The sequence below is a fragment of the Kocuria sp. genome, assembly GCF_030538595.1.
Taxonomy (GTDB): domain Bacteria; phylum Actinomycetota; class Actinomycetes; order Actinomycetales; family Micrococcaceae; genus Kocuria.
Genome location: NZ_JAUNTS010000014.1, coordinates 1 through 16,680 on the forward strand (window position 1 = coordinate 1; position 16,680 = coordinate 16,680).

General features: G+C 63.6%; 15 protein-coding genes and 1 tRNA gene. 10 read left to right on the forward strand and 6 right to left on the reverse strand.

Annotation, left to right across the window (positions count from 1 at the left end):
• The 4 genes from Q4G32_RS11360 (at window position 1) to Q4G32_RS11375 (ending at window position 1,982) form a co-directional block, all read left to right on the forward strand.
• Window positions 1-70, forward strand: a tRNA-Val gene (locus Q4G32_RS11360).
• Window positions 71-525: 455 nt separating this feature from the next.
• Window positions 526-693 carry an antitoxin gene (locus Q4G32_RS11365; RefSeq protein WP_303351503.1) on the forward strand — a complete coding sequence of 56 codons (168 nt, stop codon included), beginning with the start codon at window positions 526-528 and terminating at the stop codon, window positions 691-693.
• Between the two features lie 282 nt (window positions 694-975).
• Window positions 976-1,416, forward strand: coding sequence for a helix-turn-helix domain-containing protein (locus Q4G32_RS11370; protein WP_303351505.1), 441 nt, complete (start codon window positions 976-978; stop codon window positions 1,414-1,416).
• Window positions 1,416-1,982, forward strand: a complete 567-nt coding sequence (locus Q4G32_RS11375) for a PIN domain-containing protein (protein WP_303351507.1) — start codon at window positions 1,416-1,418, stop codon at window positions 1,980-1,982. The genes Q4G32_RS11370 and Q4G32_RS11375 overlap by 1 nt, the downstream gene beginning before the upstream one ends.
• A 63-nt stretch (window positions 1,983-2,045) precedes the next feature.
• On the opposite strand, the gene zapE is transcribed toward Q4G32_RS11375, so the two are convergent.
• Window positions 2,046-3,107, reverse strand: a complete 1,062-nt coding sequence (gene zapE, locus Q4G32_RS11380) for a cell division protein ZapE (protein ID WP_303351509.1) — start codon at window positions 3,105-3,107, stop codon at window positions 2,046-2,048.
• Window positions 3,108-3,347: 240 nt separating this feature from the next.
• Between zapE and Q4G32_RS11385 the strand changes: the two genes are divergently transcribed.
• Genes Q4G32_RS11385 through ybaK form a run of 3 tightly spaced genes read left to right on the forward strand, consistent with a single transcriptional unit; the run spans window position 3,348 to window position 5,297 of the window.
• Window positions 3,348-4,259, forward strand: coding sequence for a sulfurtransferase (locus Q4G32_RS11385; RefSeq protein WP_303351511.1), 912 nt, complete (start codon window positions 3,348-3,350; stop codon window positions 4,257-4,259).
• Window positions 4,256-4,732, forward strand: a complete 477-nt coding sequence (locus tag Q4G32_RS11390; RefSeq protein ID WP_303351513.1) for a SufE family protein — start codon at window positions 4,256-4,258, stop codon at window positions 4,730-4,732. The genes Q4G32_RS11385 and Q4G32_RS11390 overlap by 4 nt, the downstream gene beginning before the upstream one ends.
• A gap of 7 nt (window positions 4,733-4,739) precedes the next feature.
• Window positions 4,740-5,297 (forward strand): Cys-tRNA(Pro) deacylase, encoded by a 558-nt coding sequence (ybaK, locus tag Q4G32_RS11395; protein ID WP_303351515.1) that lies wholly within the window; start codon window positions 4,740-4,742, stop codon window positions 5,295-5,297.
• A 78-nt stretch (window positions 5,298-5,375) separates the two neighbouring features.
• On the opposite strand, the gene Q4G32_RS11400 is transcribed toward ybaK, so the two are convergent.
• Complete coding sequence (locus Q4G32_RS11400; RefSeq protein WP_303351517.1) at window positions 5,376-6,689, reverse strand: alpha/beta hydrolase family protein; 1,314 nt, start codon at window positions 6,687-6,689, stop codon at window positions 5,376-5,378.
• A gap of 83 nt (window positions 6,690-6,772) precedes the next feature.
• On the opposite strand from Q4G32_RS11400, the gene msrB reads away from it, so the two are divergent.
• The 3 genes from msrB (at window position 6,773) to Q4G32_RS11415 (ending at window position 9,362) form a co-directional block, all read left to right on the forward strand.
• On the forward strand, window positions 6,773-7,225 hold the full coding sequence (gene msrB / locus Q4G32_RS11405; protein ID WP_303351519.1) for a peptide-methionine (R)-S-oxide reductase MsrB: 453 nt from the start codon (window positions 6,773-6,775) through the stop codon (window positions 7,223-7,225).
• A gap of 93 nt (window positions 7,226-7,318) precedes the next feature.
• Entirely contained in the window at window positions 7,319-7,975 is a 657-nt protein-coding gene (locus Q4G32_RS11410) for a DUF3000 family protein (RefSeq protein WP_303351521.1), read from the forward strand.
• 109 nt (window positions 7,976-8,084) lie between these two features.
• Window positions 8,085-9,362, forward strand: a complete 1,278-nt coding sequence (locus Q4G32_RS11415) for an HRDC domain-containing protein (protein WP_441327501.1) — start codon at window positions 8,085-8,087, stop codon at window positions 9,360-9,362.
• Window positions 9,363-9,497: 135 nt separating this feature from the next.
• Here the strand turns inward: Q4G32_RS11415 and Q4G32_RS11420 are convergent, their stop codons facing one another.
• The 4 genes from Q4G32_RS11420 to Q4G32_RS11435 form a co-directional block, all read right to left on the reverse strand.
• A complete protein-coding gene (locus tag Q4G32_RS11420) occupies window positions 9,498-9,881 on the reverse strand; it encodes a hypothetical protein (protein ID WP_303351522.1) in 384 nt (127 codons plus the stop codon).
• Window positions 9,882-9,967: 86 nt separating this feature from the next.
• Entirely contained in the window at window positions 9,968-11,956 is a 1,989-nt protein-coding gene (dxs, locus tag Q4G32_RS11425; RefSeq protein ID WP_303351524.1) for a 1-deoxy-D-xylulose-5-phosphate synthase, read from the reverse strand.
• Window positions 11,957-12,165: 209 nt separating this feature from the next.
• On the reverse strand, window positions 12,166-14,847 hold the full coding sequence (gene acnA / locus Q4G32_RS11430) for an aconitate hydratase AcnA (protein ID WP_303351526.1): 2,682 nt from the start codon (window positions 14,845-14,847) through the stop codon (window positions 12,166-12,168).
• Window positions 14,848-15,078: 231 nt separating this feature from the next.
• The gene (locus Q4G32_RS11435) at window positions 15,079-16,620 is read right to left on the reverse strand and encodes a class I SAM-dependent RNA methyltransferase (protein ID WP_303351528.1); all 1,542 of its coding nucleotides are present in this window, start codon (window positions 16,618-16,620) and stop codon (window positions 15,079-15,081) included.
• Between the last annotated feature and the right edge of the window lie 60 nt (window positions 16,621-16,680).

The following is a 16,680-nucleotide window of genomic DNA, read 5'->3' on the forward strand; positions in this document are numbered from 1 at the left end:
GCGATTGGCGCAGCGGTAGCGCGCTTCCCTGACACGGAAGAGGTCACTGGTTCGATCCCAGTATCGCGCACAGCAAAACGGCTTGTCACCGCAGGGTGACTGGCCGTTTCTTGTTTTCCCAAACCCCGCCGCGTGTTCCTCGTGTGTTCAGAGACTCGACCAGCGGCCCGCAGCGCTTCAGCGCGGGCCTGAGTTGGTACGCAAAAGGCCACTGATCGAGGCGGTTCTTGGTCTTTTGCGTACCGAATGAGGACGAATGCGGACCGCAGGTGGAAGCACCACGACGGGGCGGGTGCTCCGCCGTCGTGGTTACTGACTGGCGTGAGGCGAAGCATCCCCCGGAACTACCAACCCGCATGAAAGGCCCGCTGCGTCCCCACAGGCCGTAGTCCCGTCGGTTTTGCCCTGAGCAAACACGGCCTGGTCAGGAGGGCAAGGTGCTGGACAAGCAAGGATCACTCCAGCAGAGTTGTGGGAGTCAGATTGATGACGAGCTGACTGATCCCAACCGAAAGGAGACAACCCATGGTGGACCTCGGAGGATTTGCAGACAAGGCCAAGCAGGCCGCTTCGGACAACCCGGACGCCGTCAACAAGGGCGCTGATTTCGCCAATGACAAGACTGGTGGCAAGTACGAAGACCAGATCAATCAGGCGAAGGATTCCCTGAACGGCGATTCGGACAACAACTGATCGCTTGAGGTGTGGCGGTTGCTGTGAAGCAACCGCCACACCTCACAGGCAAGGCGCCCATCCCTCACGGGGTGGGCGCCTTGCTCATGTCCGGGTCTCACATGGGTGCAACCAACGAGGTGCATCCACCATGAGAGGTCGTCGCCCGTGGCACGCCTGCCAGGTCGGTCAGGTCTCGTGCTGTGCCACAGCCATCAGAGCGCGACGACCCATTAGGACCGCACCGGATCGGCGTTACACTTATTGCGACTGATTCGATAGTTACGATTGAGGGGGTGTCTGATGAGTGACATTGCCATTCTTGTCCCCGAGCCCACAGATGCGGCGTTGGCGGCCTCCGCTTTGCGCAGCCTCGACGGCGCGCGGGATGCGAGTATCCCGGTGCTGCTTTGCCTGGGTGGTTCGGACAGGGAGGTAGAAGTGCCGGGATCGGTGCTGACCGCACTCCTACGTGTGCTGGACAGCTTCGCCCACGGTGAGGGCGTGGCCCTCGTACCGGCAGAGGCGGAACTGACCACTCAGCAGGCAGCGGATGTGTTGAATGTGTCGCGTCCATTCCTGATCGGCCTGCTCGATGACGGGCAGATCTCCTACCGCTCAGTTGGTACCCACCGTCGAGTGAAAGCAGCCTCTCTGGTGCGCTACCTGCGGGAGGACGACACCCGTAGAACAGCGGCTGCGGATGAGCTGGCTGCGGAGGCCCAGGCGCTTGGAATGTCCTGATGCCGCAGGTCGTTGTCTATGACGCGAATGTGCTCTACCCGTCCACGCTGAGGGATGTGCTGATCCGGGCCGGGTTGGCGCGGCTGGTGCAACCCAAGTGGACGGATCGGATCCTTGATGAGGTGTTCAGCAACCTCCAAACCAACCGCCCAGACCTGGATCCAACCAGGCTGAAGCGCACCCGGTTGCTGATGAACCAAGCGATCCGCGATGTGACGGTCAGCGGCCATGAGCATCTGATCGAGCAGCTCGAACTTCCCGACCTCGACGACAGGCACGTACTGGCTGCTGCAATCCACGCCGGAGCACAGACGATTGTCACTCGGAATCTACGTGACTTTCCCGACGACGGTCTGGGCCCATGGGGTATTCAGGCGCAGCACCCGGATGCCTTTCTCACTCGGCTACAGGAAACCCACCCCGATGCGCTGAGCAGGATCGTGACTGAGATTGCCCGCGTCTGGGGTGGTGATACAGCAGCGTCAGCTGTGCTAGATCGCCTGGCCGTCGATGCACCACAGGCTGCAGACATGATCCGCCAGGCGCTAGAAAACCCCACCGCGTAATCACGATGCATCGTCAAACCTCGTGTTTGGCCCCTTGGGGGATCGCTGCCCAGCGGAGACGGGTCAGCCTTCTGCCAAGCCTTCCCGGGCCAGCGCGGTGAGGCGTGACACCGCCCGGTAGTACTTCTTCTGGTAGCCGCCGGCCATCATCTCCGGGGTGAAGATCTGATCGAACGAGGCACCGGAGGCCACAATCGGGAGGTCGCGGTCATACAGACGGTCGGCCAAGACCACCAGGCGTAGCGCCAAGGCCTGCTGATCTACCGTGTGGACGTTACGCCACACAATGCCGTCCAGATCCTTGATCAGGTGCCGATACCTGGACGGGTGGACTGCACTGAGGTGTTCCACAATGTCACTGAACTCATCCACGGCTATTGCCTGGGAGTCCGCAAAGCGCTGCTGCATGACGGACTCCACCTGATCGTCCGTCAGGGACGCCGGAGCTTCAGGCAGTCCGCGGTGGCGGAAGTCCTCCCCGTCAATGCGCAAGACCTCGAATTGATCTGCCAAGACCTGAATCTCGCGCTGGAAATCGGCAGCGGCAAAACGGCCTTCCCCCAGGGAACCTGGCAGCGTGTTGGAGGTGGCAGCCAGTTTCACGCCGGCATCGGAGAGTTCGCGCATGAGACGGGACATCAAAACGGTGTCCCCCGGGTCATCGAGCTCAAACTCGTCAATACACACCAGGCTGTACTGGCTCAAGGCCTGAACGGTCTTGGGAAATGTCAGTGCGCCCACCAGATTGGTGTATTCCACAAAGGTGCCAAAGGACTTCAGCCCCGGGGCTTCATGCCACAGGGAAGCCAACAGGTGGGTTTTACCCACGCCAAAGCCACCATCCAGGTAGATGCCTTGTTTGGAGCTGGTGGCAGCACCTCCCCCACCGAACATGCGCGCAAGGAACCCACCGCCTTTACCCGAACCACCCTTGGGGCCCGTGATGCCACCGGCAAAACGCTGCAGTTCGGCCACGGCCTGAGCCTGAGTTGGTTGCGCGGGATCTGGTCGGTACGTCTGAAAGGAAACTTCACCGAATCTCTCCGACGGCCGGAAGCCATCCAGGAGCTCTTCGGCCGACACTGCCGGACGGCGATCAACCAGGCGTTGGATCTGCGGGGACACGTAAACCTCTTTCCGCACTCACGGGTGCACAGCAGGCCTGGACACCACAGTGAGCTTACCGGCTTGCCTGCGGTTCGCCGCCCGCGCACACGGGAACTAGACGCAGGACCAAGCACCTGGACGGGGATACGCTGGTGACCAGTCCTGTACCGAATAGACCAGTCCCGCTACCGCATGGTCCCAAGCCGGTACCGGATGGCCCCAACCACATCGCATCGTCACCTCTGAGGGAGTCGCATCATGTCCGTGGAAGTAGACACCACCGATCCGAAGTTCAGCGAATACGCGCACCCCGAGCGTCTGGTTTCCACGTCCTGGGTGGCTGAGCACGGTCGGGAGGAGGGCGTCGTCGTCATTGAATCGGATGAGGACGTTCTGCTCTACGAAACCGGCCACATCCCAGGAGCCCTGAAGGTCGATTGGCACACGGACCTCAATTTGCCAGACGTGCGCGATTATCTGGACGGCGAGCAGTTTGCCCAACTCATGAGCGCCAAAGGCATCAACCGGGAAGACACGATCGTGGTCTACGGAGACAAGTCCAACTGGTGGGCGGCCTATGCGCTGTGGGTGTTCACCCTGTTCGGGCACCAGGACGTGCGGCTCATGGACGGCGGACGGGACAAGTGGATTGCCGAAGGCCGGGAACTGACCACGGAAACTGCACCACGCCCGCGCACGGACTACCCCCGCGTGGAGCGCGACGACGCCCCCATCCGCGCCTACCAGCCGCAGGTTTTGGAGGCGCTGGGAACCATCCCGTTGATTGATGTCCGCTCGGAACCTGAATACACCGGACAGCGGACCCACATGGCCGAATACCCCCAGGAAGGTGTCTTGCGCGGCGGTCACATTCCCACCGCCGCCTCTGTGCCGTGGGCACGGGCAGCCGCACCTGATTCCACCTTCAAGCCCCGAGCCGAACTGGAAGCGATTTATCAGGAGGAGATCGGCCTGAATCCGCAGGAACCAGTCATTGCCTACTGCCGAATCGGTGAGCGCTCTGCACACACCTGGTTTGTCCTCCAGTTCTTGTTGGGCTTCCCCAGCGTGCGCAATTACGACGGCTCGTGGACTGAATGGGGTAATTCTGTGCGAGTGCCCATCGTGGCCGGTGAGCAGCGGGGACAAGCGCCGGAGAGCAACCGATGACCGCCTCATCCCACACCGAACTACCCGAATCCGTGGCGGAGTTGGTGGAGGATTTTGCCGCCGTCCCCCAACAGGACAGGCTGCAATTGCTGCTGGAGTTCTCCCGGGAATTACCTGCCCTACCCGAACGCTACGGCGAGCACCCGGAGGAACTGGAGCAGGTGGTGGAGTGCCAGTCTCCGTTGTTCTTGACGGTGGAATGGGAGAATCAGGCCCCAACCGGTGATGATTCCACCCCCGTGCGCCTGTTTTTCTCTGCACCGCTGGAAGCTCCCACCACCCGCGGCTTTGCCTCCATTCTGCACAGCGGCCTGGACGGGCTCACCGCTCGGCAGATCCAGGACTTGCCTGCGGATCTCACCGAACGGTTTGCCCTGACCCAGTTGGTTTCCCCGCTGCGGATGCGCGGCATGTCAGCCATGTTGGAGCGCATCCGCCGCCAGGTCAGCAGCCTGCCCCGTACCGCAGCGTGAGGGGCTGATGGCAGTGTCCAAAAAGGCCAGGAAATCAGGGGCGCGCTCCCCCAGTGAGCCAGACGGCACAGCCGCTTTGCGATTCCTCACCGAGCACGGCGTTGTGTTCAGCCAGGCCGCCTATCACCACGACGACGCCGTCACCGACTTTGGTGCCGAGGCCGCCCAGGCGTTGGGGGTACCTCCCGATCGGGTGTTCAAAACTCTTGTGGTGAGCCCCGCGGATCACACCGAGGCGCGGGGCCAGTTCGGGGTGGTGGTGCTGCCCGTGGATCGGCGGGTGGCCATGAAGGCTGCAGCCGCCGCCTTGGGGTGGAAGAAAGCCGCCCTGGCTGATGCCATAGTGGCGGCACGCCGGACCGGTTACGTGGTGGGTGGCATATCTCCCTTCGGGCAGAAAACACCGTCTCCCACCGTGCTGGATGCTTCGGCCCTGAACCACGGGAGCATCTACGTCTCCGGGGGTCGGCGCGGTCTAGATGTTGAGGTGGCACCGCAGGATCTGATCACGGTCCTGAGTGCCTCCGTGGCAGAGATCAGTTCCTCACCCGGCGCGCACGGCTGAGCGCCCCACCTGAGCCGACAACGGCGCTGGAGCTCCGGCGTCGTCGGGCATGGGGGCTCAACGGTGCTGCATCAGCGGTCAGGTGGTGCCCTGCAGGCGCGCAGCCAGCCAGGGGCGTACCGCGTTGTCCCAGCGTTGCGAGTCCACATTCCATTCCTTGGTGTGGCGGGCTTTGCGAAAGGCCACAAAGTCCACCAGCGGAGACAACCGGGAAAGCTGCCGACCAGCGGTGTACGGCACAAATTCATCGTCCTTGGAATGCAGGATCAAAGTTGGTGTACGCAGTTCCCGGTAGCGGCTCACCCAATCCAAACTGGCCAGGTCAACAGGCGCGGCCAGCCCGGTCAGATGTCGTCCACGCCGTGAACTGATCAGTTGAGAGGCCAGCCGGCCAATGCCCTGCGGCAATTTTCGGTTGGCGGTGTGATGGGTGAACAACGTGAACCAGTCCACCACGGGACCGGTGAGGACCATGGCCGCAATGTCATCCCGGTAGAAGGATTGGTCTGCGGTGGCCATGCAAATTGCGCCACCCATGGACCACCCGAACAGCACGATCTGGGTGGCGCCACGGGACTTGGCGTAGGAGATTGCCACCTGGACGTCTTTCCACTCCGTGAAACCCAGGCCGTAGCGGCGATCCGCAGAAGACGGTGCTTCCCGGTCATTCCGGTAAGAAATCAGCATGGAGGTCAATCCGAGTTCCTGCGCCACCGCCACCGCGCGCAAGCCCTCCATCCGCTGCGCCCCACGACCGTGAACCATGATGGCCCACGGTCCCGCGATCATCCGCGGCCGTTGTCCATGGGGGGTGACCTGACCGTCTGCCGGCACCACCCACGCCGGAGCCAGCCCCACCTCAATGGGGATCTCCACGTCCTCGAAGGCGTACCCGGCATGAGCGGGATCGGGGAACACGGTTCCAGACCACCACCCTTTGGAAGCTGCGCTCAGATCACCCGAATAAACCTCTTCCACGGTGCGGACCACTTCCGAGTCGGCAGGGGACCAGGAGGTGATGGCGCCGATCCGCGCATGGCCGGCTCCGGCGTCGAACCGCAGGCTGTAGACCCCGTCCACGGTGGTTTCCACGGTGGCGGCCAAAGTGACTTCCCCCGCCCCGGGGAGCAGTCCGGCGCCGTCCTCCGGTGGGGCGGCCGGGGTGTAGCGGATGATGCTCAGATCCTCCGAACGATAGCGCGGCGGGACCACCACTTGACGGGCAAGATAGGCAGCCACCGCTGAGGTCAGCCCAAAAGACAACGACGCCGTACCCGCCATGGCCGCCGCCCCCACCACCGCGCCGCGCTTCCAGCCGGAGGGTGTGGCCTTGGTGGGGGCCGCACCAGCAGCACAACCTGCGGACCTGCGGGGGAATCGACCTTGAGTCATGCGGCCATCCTCCCACGGCATAAGCGGCCGAACGGGGGTGTTGTGTCAGGAGCAAGGCATCTGCCGAACATGAAAGGTGACACATGTCTGATTTCAGCGGATCCACAAGCCCTCAGTCCGAGCCCACCCCGGTCCCCCGGGTCAACCACACCGATGAACAATGGCGGGCCATGCTCACCCCGCAGGAGTTCCACGTGCTGCGGGAGGCCGGTACGGAGCGACCCTTCACGGGCGAGTACTGGGACACGGAAACGGAAGGCGTCTACAGCTGCCGCGCTTGCGGTGCTGAGCTGTTCCGCTCGGAGACCAAGTTCGGCTCCCATTGCGGCTGGCCTTCCTTCTACCAGCCGTTGGCCGAGGACCGTGTGCGCTACATCCGGGACACCACCATGGGCATGGAACGCGTGGAGGTCCGGTGCGCGGCCTGCGATTCCCACCTGGGGCATGTTTTCTCCGGTGAGGGCTACCCCACCCCCACTGACCAGAGGTATTGCATCAACTCGGTGTCCATGCGACTGACCCCTACGGGCGAATAGGCTCCGGACGCGCCTCCGAGCGACTTGGTCACAGTGGCGGCTTGGCGGCGTGCCACCGCGCAGCCGCCGTGAGCTGCCCCTACCCTGGAACGCGTGAGCGTGGTGACTGATTTGCACGGAGGGCTTGGCCGCTTCAGGGCGGCTGTGGCTTCCCTGCGTGCTGCGCAGTGCCGTCATGACATTGACCTCACGGAAATCACCGTTCCCATGGGGCCCAGTGACTCGGTGGCTTTTTCGGCCACCGTCACGGACGCCACCGATTCCGGCTACCGTCCGGAGCAGGTGGCGGCATGGCATGGTCCAACACTGCCCGCCACTGCTGTGGCTTCCATGCCACGCGCCTGTTCGGATGAATTGGCCACCGGCCGCTTCATCCTCAGCCATGCACCGTCCCGCCGCAGCGAGTGGGGTGGTGAGTTCCGCATTGTCACCTTTGTGAAAGCTCAGGTGGAACGTGATCTGGGGCATGATCAAATGCTGGCTTCCGTGGCGTGGAGCTGGCTGTTGGAGTCCCTGGATCGCAACGGTGCCGCATACACCGGCGAAGGTGGGACCGCCTCTCGTGTCCTGGCCGAAGGGTTTGGCCAGTTGGCGGACACGGGTGAGGACATCGACGTCGAACTGCGTGCCTCCTGGACACCCACCGATCAAGACTTTGGTGCGCATCTGGAGGCGTGGGCTGACATGGTGTGCACCTTTGCCGGGCTACCCCCGGTCACCGACGGCGTGGTACGCCTCACGGGGCGCTAGCCCACAGTTTTCTCCGGCCGGGCCACCGGCCAGGTGCCTACCGTAGGCACTGACCAGGCACAGATGTGGCCGAGCAGCGGCCGTTGGATATGAGGAATTGACCGAACCTGTGAGTGATCCCAGCCCCAACACAGCAGCGGCATCACCGGACATTGTGGTGCCGGGCTTTGAGGACTTCACCGTCCCGCAGACCGTGCACCTGGACCGTCCGCACGAGGGCATTCCGCGGGTGCTCAATTCAGTGTCCCAAGTGGAACGGGCAGCCCGTGAGCTGGAGGCCGGTCACGGCCCCGTGGCCGTGGACACCGAACGGGCCAGTGGCTTCCGCTACGGTCAACGAGCCTTCCTGGTCCAGCTGCGCCGTGAAGGTGCGGGAACAATACTGATTGATCCTGAAGCAGTGGGCTCACTGGGCATCATCAATGAGGCTCTGAGCGGCGTGGAATGGGTCCTGCACGCGGCAACCCAGGACCTTCCGTGCCTGCGGGATCTGGACATGTGGCCGGACAAGCTCTTTGACACCGAGCTCGGAGGTCGCCTGGCCGGATTGCACCGCGTGGGCCTGGCAGCAGAGACCGAAGAACTCCTGGGCTTCACGCTCTCCAAAGAGCACTCGGCGGTGGACTGGTCCAAACGCCCCCTGCCCGAGTCCTGGCTCACCTACGCCGCGCTGGATGTGGAAGTCCTGGTCCAACTGCGCTGGGCCGTGGAAGACCTGCTGCGCGAACAGAACAAACTCGACTGGGCGCTGGAGGAGTTTGAAGCCATCCGCAGTGCCGATCAACCAGTACCCCGGAAAGACCCGTGGCGGCGCACTTCTGGAATCACCAAGGTACGCAATCGCCGTCAACTCACTGCTTTGCGAAACTTGTGGTCAGCCCGTGAGGATCTTGCCCGCCACCGGGACATTTCGCCGGGGCGGCTGTTGCCCGACTCTGCGCTGGTGGCAGCTGCCATCACCATGCCGCGCACCGTGCCCCAACTGCTGAAAACTCCAGGCTTTCACGGCCGCGCCGCCTCCAGGGAGGCCCCGCGCTGGCTGACCGCTCTGCAGGCGGCCCGGCATGAGGAAGATCTGGTGCCATTCACCATCGCATCGGATGCCCTACCACCCGTCAAGGCCTGGGACACCAAACGGCCCCCTGCTGCTGCACGGCTCAAAGTTTTCAAGCCTGCCATCGCTGACTTGGCTGCAACCCATTCCATGCCCACGGAAAACTTGTTGGTGCCTGAGCACCTGCGCCGCTTTGCCTGGGAGCCACCCACGGAGACATCCGAGGAAGCCGTGGGGGCTGCCCTGGCGGAGCTGGGTGCCCGGCCCTGGCAGATTCGCCTGACCGCGCCAGTTCTGACCGAACTCTGGGCCACGCTCAGATCCCAGCCCTGAACCACACTGCGGCAGTCCCGCCCATAACCCTGAATGCACCACCAGCCCTGTCCCAAGAAAGATCTGCCCCGCACCGTGACGGTGCGGGGCAGATCTTTGCGGAGGCAGCCATCGTGGCTGCCGGGTGGTTCAAATTCAGCTGGTGGAACCGGGCAGAGGCTGGGTGGGGCCAGGCTTGGGGGTGCCGGTGTCCTGCGTGGTGCCGTCCAGGTTGGACGTGGCATCTGAGCCATGGTGGGCCTTGTCCTTGGCCGCGTCCTTGGCACCGCCCGCAGCGTCCTTGGCCTTGGCGGTGGCGGACTTGGCCACTTCCGCGGCCTTCTCCCCCACCACGGGTGCCTGTTCCTTGACGGTTGCGGCAGCCTTTTCTGCACCTTCCTGAACCTTGCGGCGGACCTCCGGATCCTCCACCACGCCGGTCACCTTGGCCTGGACCTTTTCATACGGTTCGCGGCCCATGTAGGAACCGACCAGGAAACCAGCTCCAAAACCCAGCACGAATGCAGCTTTCTTCAACATCGCTTGGTCCTTACTCCTTGTCCGACGGGTGCAACCCGCTGTCAATATCTCAGCCTACTGACAAGTGACGCGTGCGACAACGCGGGTCACCGCACGTGATTGTGAGTCTCCGCGCTGTCCTCCACGGGCCGGGCATAAGGCACCTTTGTGCCCAGTACGGAGGCCAATGTGTCTTGCGCAATGCGCTGGGCGGTCAAACCCACCCGCTGCAAGATCTGATCCCGGGAGGCATGGGTCAGGAACTCCGTGGGCAAACCCACTTCATTCAAGGCGGTGTCCACACCGGCGTCGCGCAGACTTTGCCGCACCAGGGACCCAATGCCACCGGAGCGCACACCGTCCTCCACCACAACCACAATGCGGTGCCTGGCAGCCAATTCAGCCAACGACGACGGCACCGGCAACACCCAGCGCGGGTCCACCACTGTGGAGGTCACCCCGTGGGCCTCCAACCGCTGCGCAGTTTCCAGGCAGATGGGTGCCATGGAACCCACGGAGACCAGCAGGACATCGCGGTCATGATCCGGGACTTCCTGCCCGGTTCCGGTGCGCAGGAGGACGTCCACGCCGTCGTCCAAGCGCTGGACTGCTGGAATCTCAGGTCCCACGTTGCCTTTGGGGTAACGGATCACCGTGGGTGCGTTGTCCACGGCCACGGCCTCCCGCAGCTGTTCCACCAGACTGGGTTCATCACGCGGAGCTGCCAGGTGTAGGCCGGGCACGATTTGCAGGAGCGCCAGATCCCACATGCCGTGGTGGCTGGGACCATCCGGTCCCGTCACACCCGAGCGGTCCAGAACCACTGTCACCCCCGCTTTGTGCAGCGCCACATCCATCAGCAGCTGGTCAAAGCCTCGGTTGATGAACGTGGCGTACAAGGCCACCACGGGGTGCAATCCGCCAAAGGCCATGCCCGCAGCCATGGTCAGCGCATGCTGTTCTGCAATGCCCACATCCACCACACGGTCCGGGTGCGCGGCCTGCATCTTTTGCAAGCCCACCGGAATCAGCATGGCACCCGTGACGCCCACAATGTCCTCGCGGTGATCCGCAATGGCGGCGATCTCATCACCGAACACTGCCGTCCAGGACCGCCCGGAGCTGGCTTTCATGGGCTGACCCGTCTCCGGGTTGATGGTCCCCACGGCGTGGAACATGTCCGCCTCATCGGCCAAAGCAGGCGGGTAACCGTGTCCCTTCTCCGTGATGGCGTGCACAATCACCGGTCCGCCAAAGTTCTTGGCATTGCGCAGGGCTTGCTCCAGGGCTTCCTGGTCGTGCCCATCCACCGGACCCACGTACTTCATGCCCAGATCCGCAAACAGACCGTGGGGCACCACCACGTCCTTGAGCCCCACCTTCATGCCGTGCAGCCCGCGGTAGGCGGCCTGCCCGATCGGGCCGGCATTCTTCAAACCATCTTTGACGGTGGTCAGCAGTTCCTCGTACCGCCGGTCCGTGCGTACTGCGTCCACACCCTGCTGAACGTCTGCCTTGAGGTTGTGCAGTTGGCGAGCCAACCCACCCACCGTGGGTGCATAAGACCGGCCGTTGTCATTGACCACAATCACCACACGCCGGTCAGGGTCGCCCGCAATGTTGTTGGCAGCCTCCCAGGTCATCCCACCGGTCATGGCGCCGTCGCCCACCACGACGACGACCGTGCGGTCATCCTGACCCGTCATGGCATAAGCGCGGGAGATGCCATCCGCCCAAGACAGGGAGGATGACGCATGGGAGGACTCCACGACGTCGTGCTCCGACTCCCCACGGTCCGGATAACCGGCCAGGCCCCCCTCCTGACGCAGCGTGGTGAAGTCCTGGCGGCCCGTGAGCAGCTTGTGAACGTAGGACTGGTGGCCGGTGTCAAAAACGATCGGGTCCTGTGGCGAGTCGAAGACCCGGTGCAGAGCCAAGGTCAGTTCAACCACACCCAAGTTGGGACCCAGGTGCCCACCCGTGGCGGACACATTGGTGACCAGGAAACCCCGAATTTCCTGTGCCAACTCGGCCAATTCGGCCTGCGACAGCGCGTCTAGATCCCGCGGACCGTTGATGCTCTCAAGCAGGGTCATGATTCTCCTCCCGGTGCCCCGTTGGTTTCTCACATGAGGCAACCCGTATCCGACGATCGTACGCTGTCGGTCCGCCCCATGCCCTTCAAGCCGTGCGCAGTTTGATACCGCATCAGGGCTGATGGGGTATCAAACTGCGCACGGCTTTGGCTTGAAAGGCAAGTTGGCCCGCCCCGTCTGGACGGAGCGGGCCAACACTGACTGGTGAATCAGTTGGCTGCGATCTGACGCAGCACGTACTGCAGGATGCCGCCGTTGCGGTAGTAGTCGGCCTCACCTGGGGTGTCGATGCGGACGTCGGCATCGAACTCCACGGTGGAGCCGTCTTCCTTGGCTGCAACAACCTTGACGGTCTTGGGGGTCTGACCGTCGTTGAGAGCGGTCACCCCGGTGATGGAGAAGGTCTCCGTGCCGTCCAGGCCCAGAGAATCAGCGGACTCACCGGCGGGGAACTGCAGCGGCAGCACGCCCATGCCGATCAGGTTGGAGCGGTGGATGCGCTCGTAGGACTCGGCGATCACGGCTTTGACGCCCAGCAGGGCAGTGCCCTTGGCGGCCCAGTCACGGGAGGACCCGGAACCGTACTCCTTGCCCGCCAGGACCACCAGCGGGGTGCCGGCAGCCTGGTAGTTCTGGGAGGCATCGTAAACGTAAGCCTGCGGGCCACCCTCCTGGGTGAAGTCGCGGGTGAAGCCACCCTCCACACCATCCAGCAGCTGGTTCTTGATCCGGATGTTGGCAAAGGTGCCGCGGATCATGACCTCGTGGTTACCACGCCGGGAGCCGTAGGAGTTGAAGTCCTTGCGCTCCACACCGTTTTCCACCAGGTACTGACCGGCCGGAGTGTCCGACTTGAAGGAACCTGCCGGGGAGATGTGGTCCGTGGTGACCGAATCGCCCAGCTTCAACAGCACGCGGGCGCCGTCGATGTCGGAAACCGGGGTGGTCTCCATGGTCATGCCATCAAAGTACGGTGGCTTGCGCACGTACGTGGAGTTGGCATCCCACTCAAAGACCTTGCCCGTGGGGGTGTCCAAGTTCTGCCAGCGCTCATCGCCGTCAAAGATGGTGCCGTATTCACGGGTGAACATCTCCGTGTCAATGGAGGCGTCAATGATCTTCTGCACCTCAGCGGGGTCCGGCCAGATGTCCTTCAGGAAGACATCGTTGCCGTCAGAATCCTGGCCCAGGGGCTCGGACTCGAAGTCAAAGTCCATGTTGCCCGCCAGAGCGTAAGCGACCACCAGCGGCGGTGAGGCCAGGTAGTTCATCTTGACGTCCGGGTTGATACGACCCTCAAAGTTACGGTTACCGGAAAGCACCGAGGTCACGGCAAGGTCGTTGTCCTGGATCGCCTGGGAGATCTCATCTTCCAGCGGCCCGGAGTTGCCAATGCAGGTGGTGCAGCCGTAACCCACAATGTAGAAACCGAGCTCCTGCAGGGACGGCACCAGACCGGACTTCTCGTAGTAGTCGGTGACCACCTTGGAGCCCGGGGCAATCGAGGTCTTGACCCACGGCTTGGCCTTGAGCCCCTTCTCCACCGCGTTCCGGGCCAACACGGCAGCAGCCATCATGACCGACGGGTTGGACGTGTTGGTGCAGGAGGTGATGGAAGCAATCGAAACTGCACCGGTCTCCAGCTCGAACTCACGGCCATCCGCCATGGACACGGACGCGGAATCCACACCCTTGGAGGACGGGTAGTTGGTGATGTCGGAGGCGAACTGTTCCTTGGACTTGGACAGCTCGATCCGGTCCTGCGGGCGCTTGGGTCCGGAGATGGAAGGCACCACGGTGGAGAGGTCGAGCTCCATGTACTCGGAGAACTCGATCTCCCGGGAGGGATCGTGCCACATGCCCTGTTCCTTGGTGTAAGCCTCCACCAGAGCAACCTGCTCATCGGAGCGGCCGGTCAGGCGCAGGTAGTCCAAGGTGACATCGTCAATCGGGAAGATCGCGGCGGTGGAACCGAATTCCGGGCTCATGTTGCCGATGGTGGCGCGGTTGGCCAGCGGCACAGCGCCCACACCTTCACCGTAGAACTCCACGAACTTGCCGACCACACCGTGGGCGCGCAGCATTTCGGTAATGGTCAACACCACGTCCGTGGCGGTGGCACCGGAGGGGATCTCACCGGTGAGCTTGAAGCCCACAACGCGCGGGATCAGCATGGAGATGGGCTGACCCAGCATGGCAGCTTCGGCCTCAATGCCACCCACGCCCCAGCCCAGAACGCCGATGCCGTTCTCCATGGTGGTGTGGGAGTCCGTACCAACGCAGGTGTCCGGGTAGGCGCGGTTGACACCGTCCACCTCGCGGGTCATGACCACGCGCGCCAGGTTCTCAATGTTGACCTGGTGGACAATGCCCATGCCCGGGGGGACCACCTTGAAGTCGTCAAAGGCGGTCTGGCCCCAGCGCAGGAACTGATAGCGCTCCCCGTTGCGCTGGTACTCAATGTCCATGTTGCGCTCAATGGCCTGGGAATTGCCGAAAGAGTCGATCTGCACGGAGTGGTCGATCACCAATTCGGCCGGTGCCAGCGGGTTCACGCGGGAGGGGTCCCCGCCCAGATCCGCAATCGCTTCACGCATGGTGGCAAGGTCCACAATGCAGGGCACGCCGGTGAAGTCCTGCATGATCACGCGAGCCGGGGTGAATTGAATCTCCGTGTTGGGCTGGGCCGAAGCATCCCAGTTGGCCAGTGCATCAATGTGCGCCTGGGTGATGTTTGCGCCGTCTTCCGTGCGCAGTAGGTTCTCCAAAAGAACTTTGAGGCTGAACGGGAGCTTCTTGGCCCCTTCCAGCACGTTCAGACGGTAAATCTCATACTCGTTGCCATTGACGTCTAGAACGCCTTTGGCCCCGAAACTGTCCACGGTGCTCATATTGCCCGGAACTCCTCTCGCCACGGTTGTGCTGTACCGCAGACGCCAAGGGCCGCAAGATGACCGGTGCCATGACCGGTTGGACGGCGTCGGCGTCGACGGCAGTCATGGCCCAATATACCGCTTTCAGACACCTGCACAGGTTGCCACCCCTGCCCTCCCCGCTATTTGACGACAATTTGTCAGCCAGCCCCCGGGTGAATCTGTCAATCGCCGCTGGGGTGCTCCCCGTCAACGAACCAGCGTCACCAAAGTCTCCAGGTGATGGGTGTTGGGATACATGTCCAGTCCACGCACGGCTTCCAGCTGCCAGCCGTGGTGACGGAAGCGGGCCAGGTCCCGGGCCAGCGTGGCGGGATCGCAGGACAGATACACCACACGACCCGGCGCCAGTTGATGGATGGCATCCACCACGGGCTTGCCCGCACCGGCACGCGGCGGATCAAGGACGACGACGTCGGGGCGCCTGGCCGCCGATCCCGTTCCCCGACCGCCCGTGCTGTTGGCATGCCTGCCGCGGTTGCCCTTCCCCCGGTTGCCCGTACCTGACCTGCCGCGACTTGATCTGCCGTGGCGCGGTGCTGCGATCAGGTCAGGCCAGTGGTGGGCCAGCACCCGATCCACCGCACCGCGACGAACACCTACCTGCGGCCACTGCTCAAAGGTGGATTCCGCATCGGCACTGGTCACCGGTGATCCTTCCACGGCCAGGACCGCACCGGATTCGCCGACTGCACGGGCCAGACCGGCGGTGAACAGTCCCGCCCCCGAGTACAAATCGAGGGCACATTGACCCTCTTCCAGCTGCGCGGCCTCGGTGATGGCGGGCAACAGCACGGCCGGCGCTTGCCGGTGGATCTGCCAGAATCCGCCCGCAGAGACCCTCCACCGGAGATTGCCCACCGTCTCGTGGAGAAAACCCCGCCCCATGAGCACGTGGGGCGTGCCCCGTTCGCCGTCGGCAGTGCCCAGCACCACGGAGGCATGCGGAGCCACCCGATTCAGGTAGGGCAACAACTGCTCGGTGAGATGCGCTACCAGCTGTGCATCACCTGCCTCCCGCGGCGTCACCAGGATCAGGGGGCCAGCCAGCGCAACACCGTCGGCTTCTGGCTGCTCGGCCGGTGCGGCCAGGTCCAGTCGTTGCACGCCATGCAGATCCACCTCCGCCAGGTGCAGATTCTCCAAGGCCTGTACCATCAACGGAAAAGATTTCACGGGGACGGGTTGGTCACTGCGGTGCGGATACATGGCGACGGCGCCGTCGTCCGTCACCGTGAAATGAGCCCGTGTCCGCCAGCCCAGACCCCAAGGGTGTTCCTGCGGCAGCGCGGTGACCCGTGGCGCCAGACGGTCCAGTTCTGCAGCGGGCACTGCGCCGATACCAGCCAACAGCTCGTTGAGGACGCCGGTTTTGATCTCCCGCTGCCGTGGCAACTCCAGGTGGCCCAATTCGGCCCCTCCCACGGGCAAGGTGCCGTTGGAGGCGCACAGTAGCGCATCCGCGGGTGCCCAGGGATGGGCCTGCCGCCGATGCGGGCTGGCCTCCACCACCTCCACGGTGTCCCCGCGCCAGAACTTGGCCTCCGGCTGGTGCTCCGTCAGGCGGACCCGCACCCGCTCCCCCACGTCTGCATGCCGCACGAACACCACGCGGCCATCGTGGGTCCGCGCCACGGTGTGGCCACCGTGGGCCCAGGCATGTGGGGTCACGGTCAGTTCCGGGGCCTCCGATGAACCGGTGGCGGATTGCTGGTGGTGCAAGGTGTTCACGGACCTTCCGTGGTGGGTGGGGGTGGTACGGATTCAACTCGGCCAGACGCGGGTGGCTGC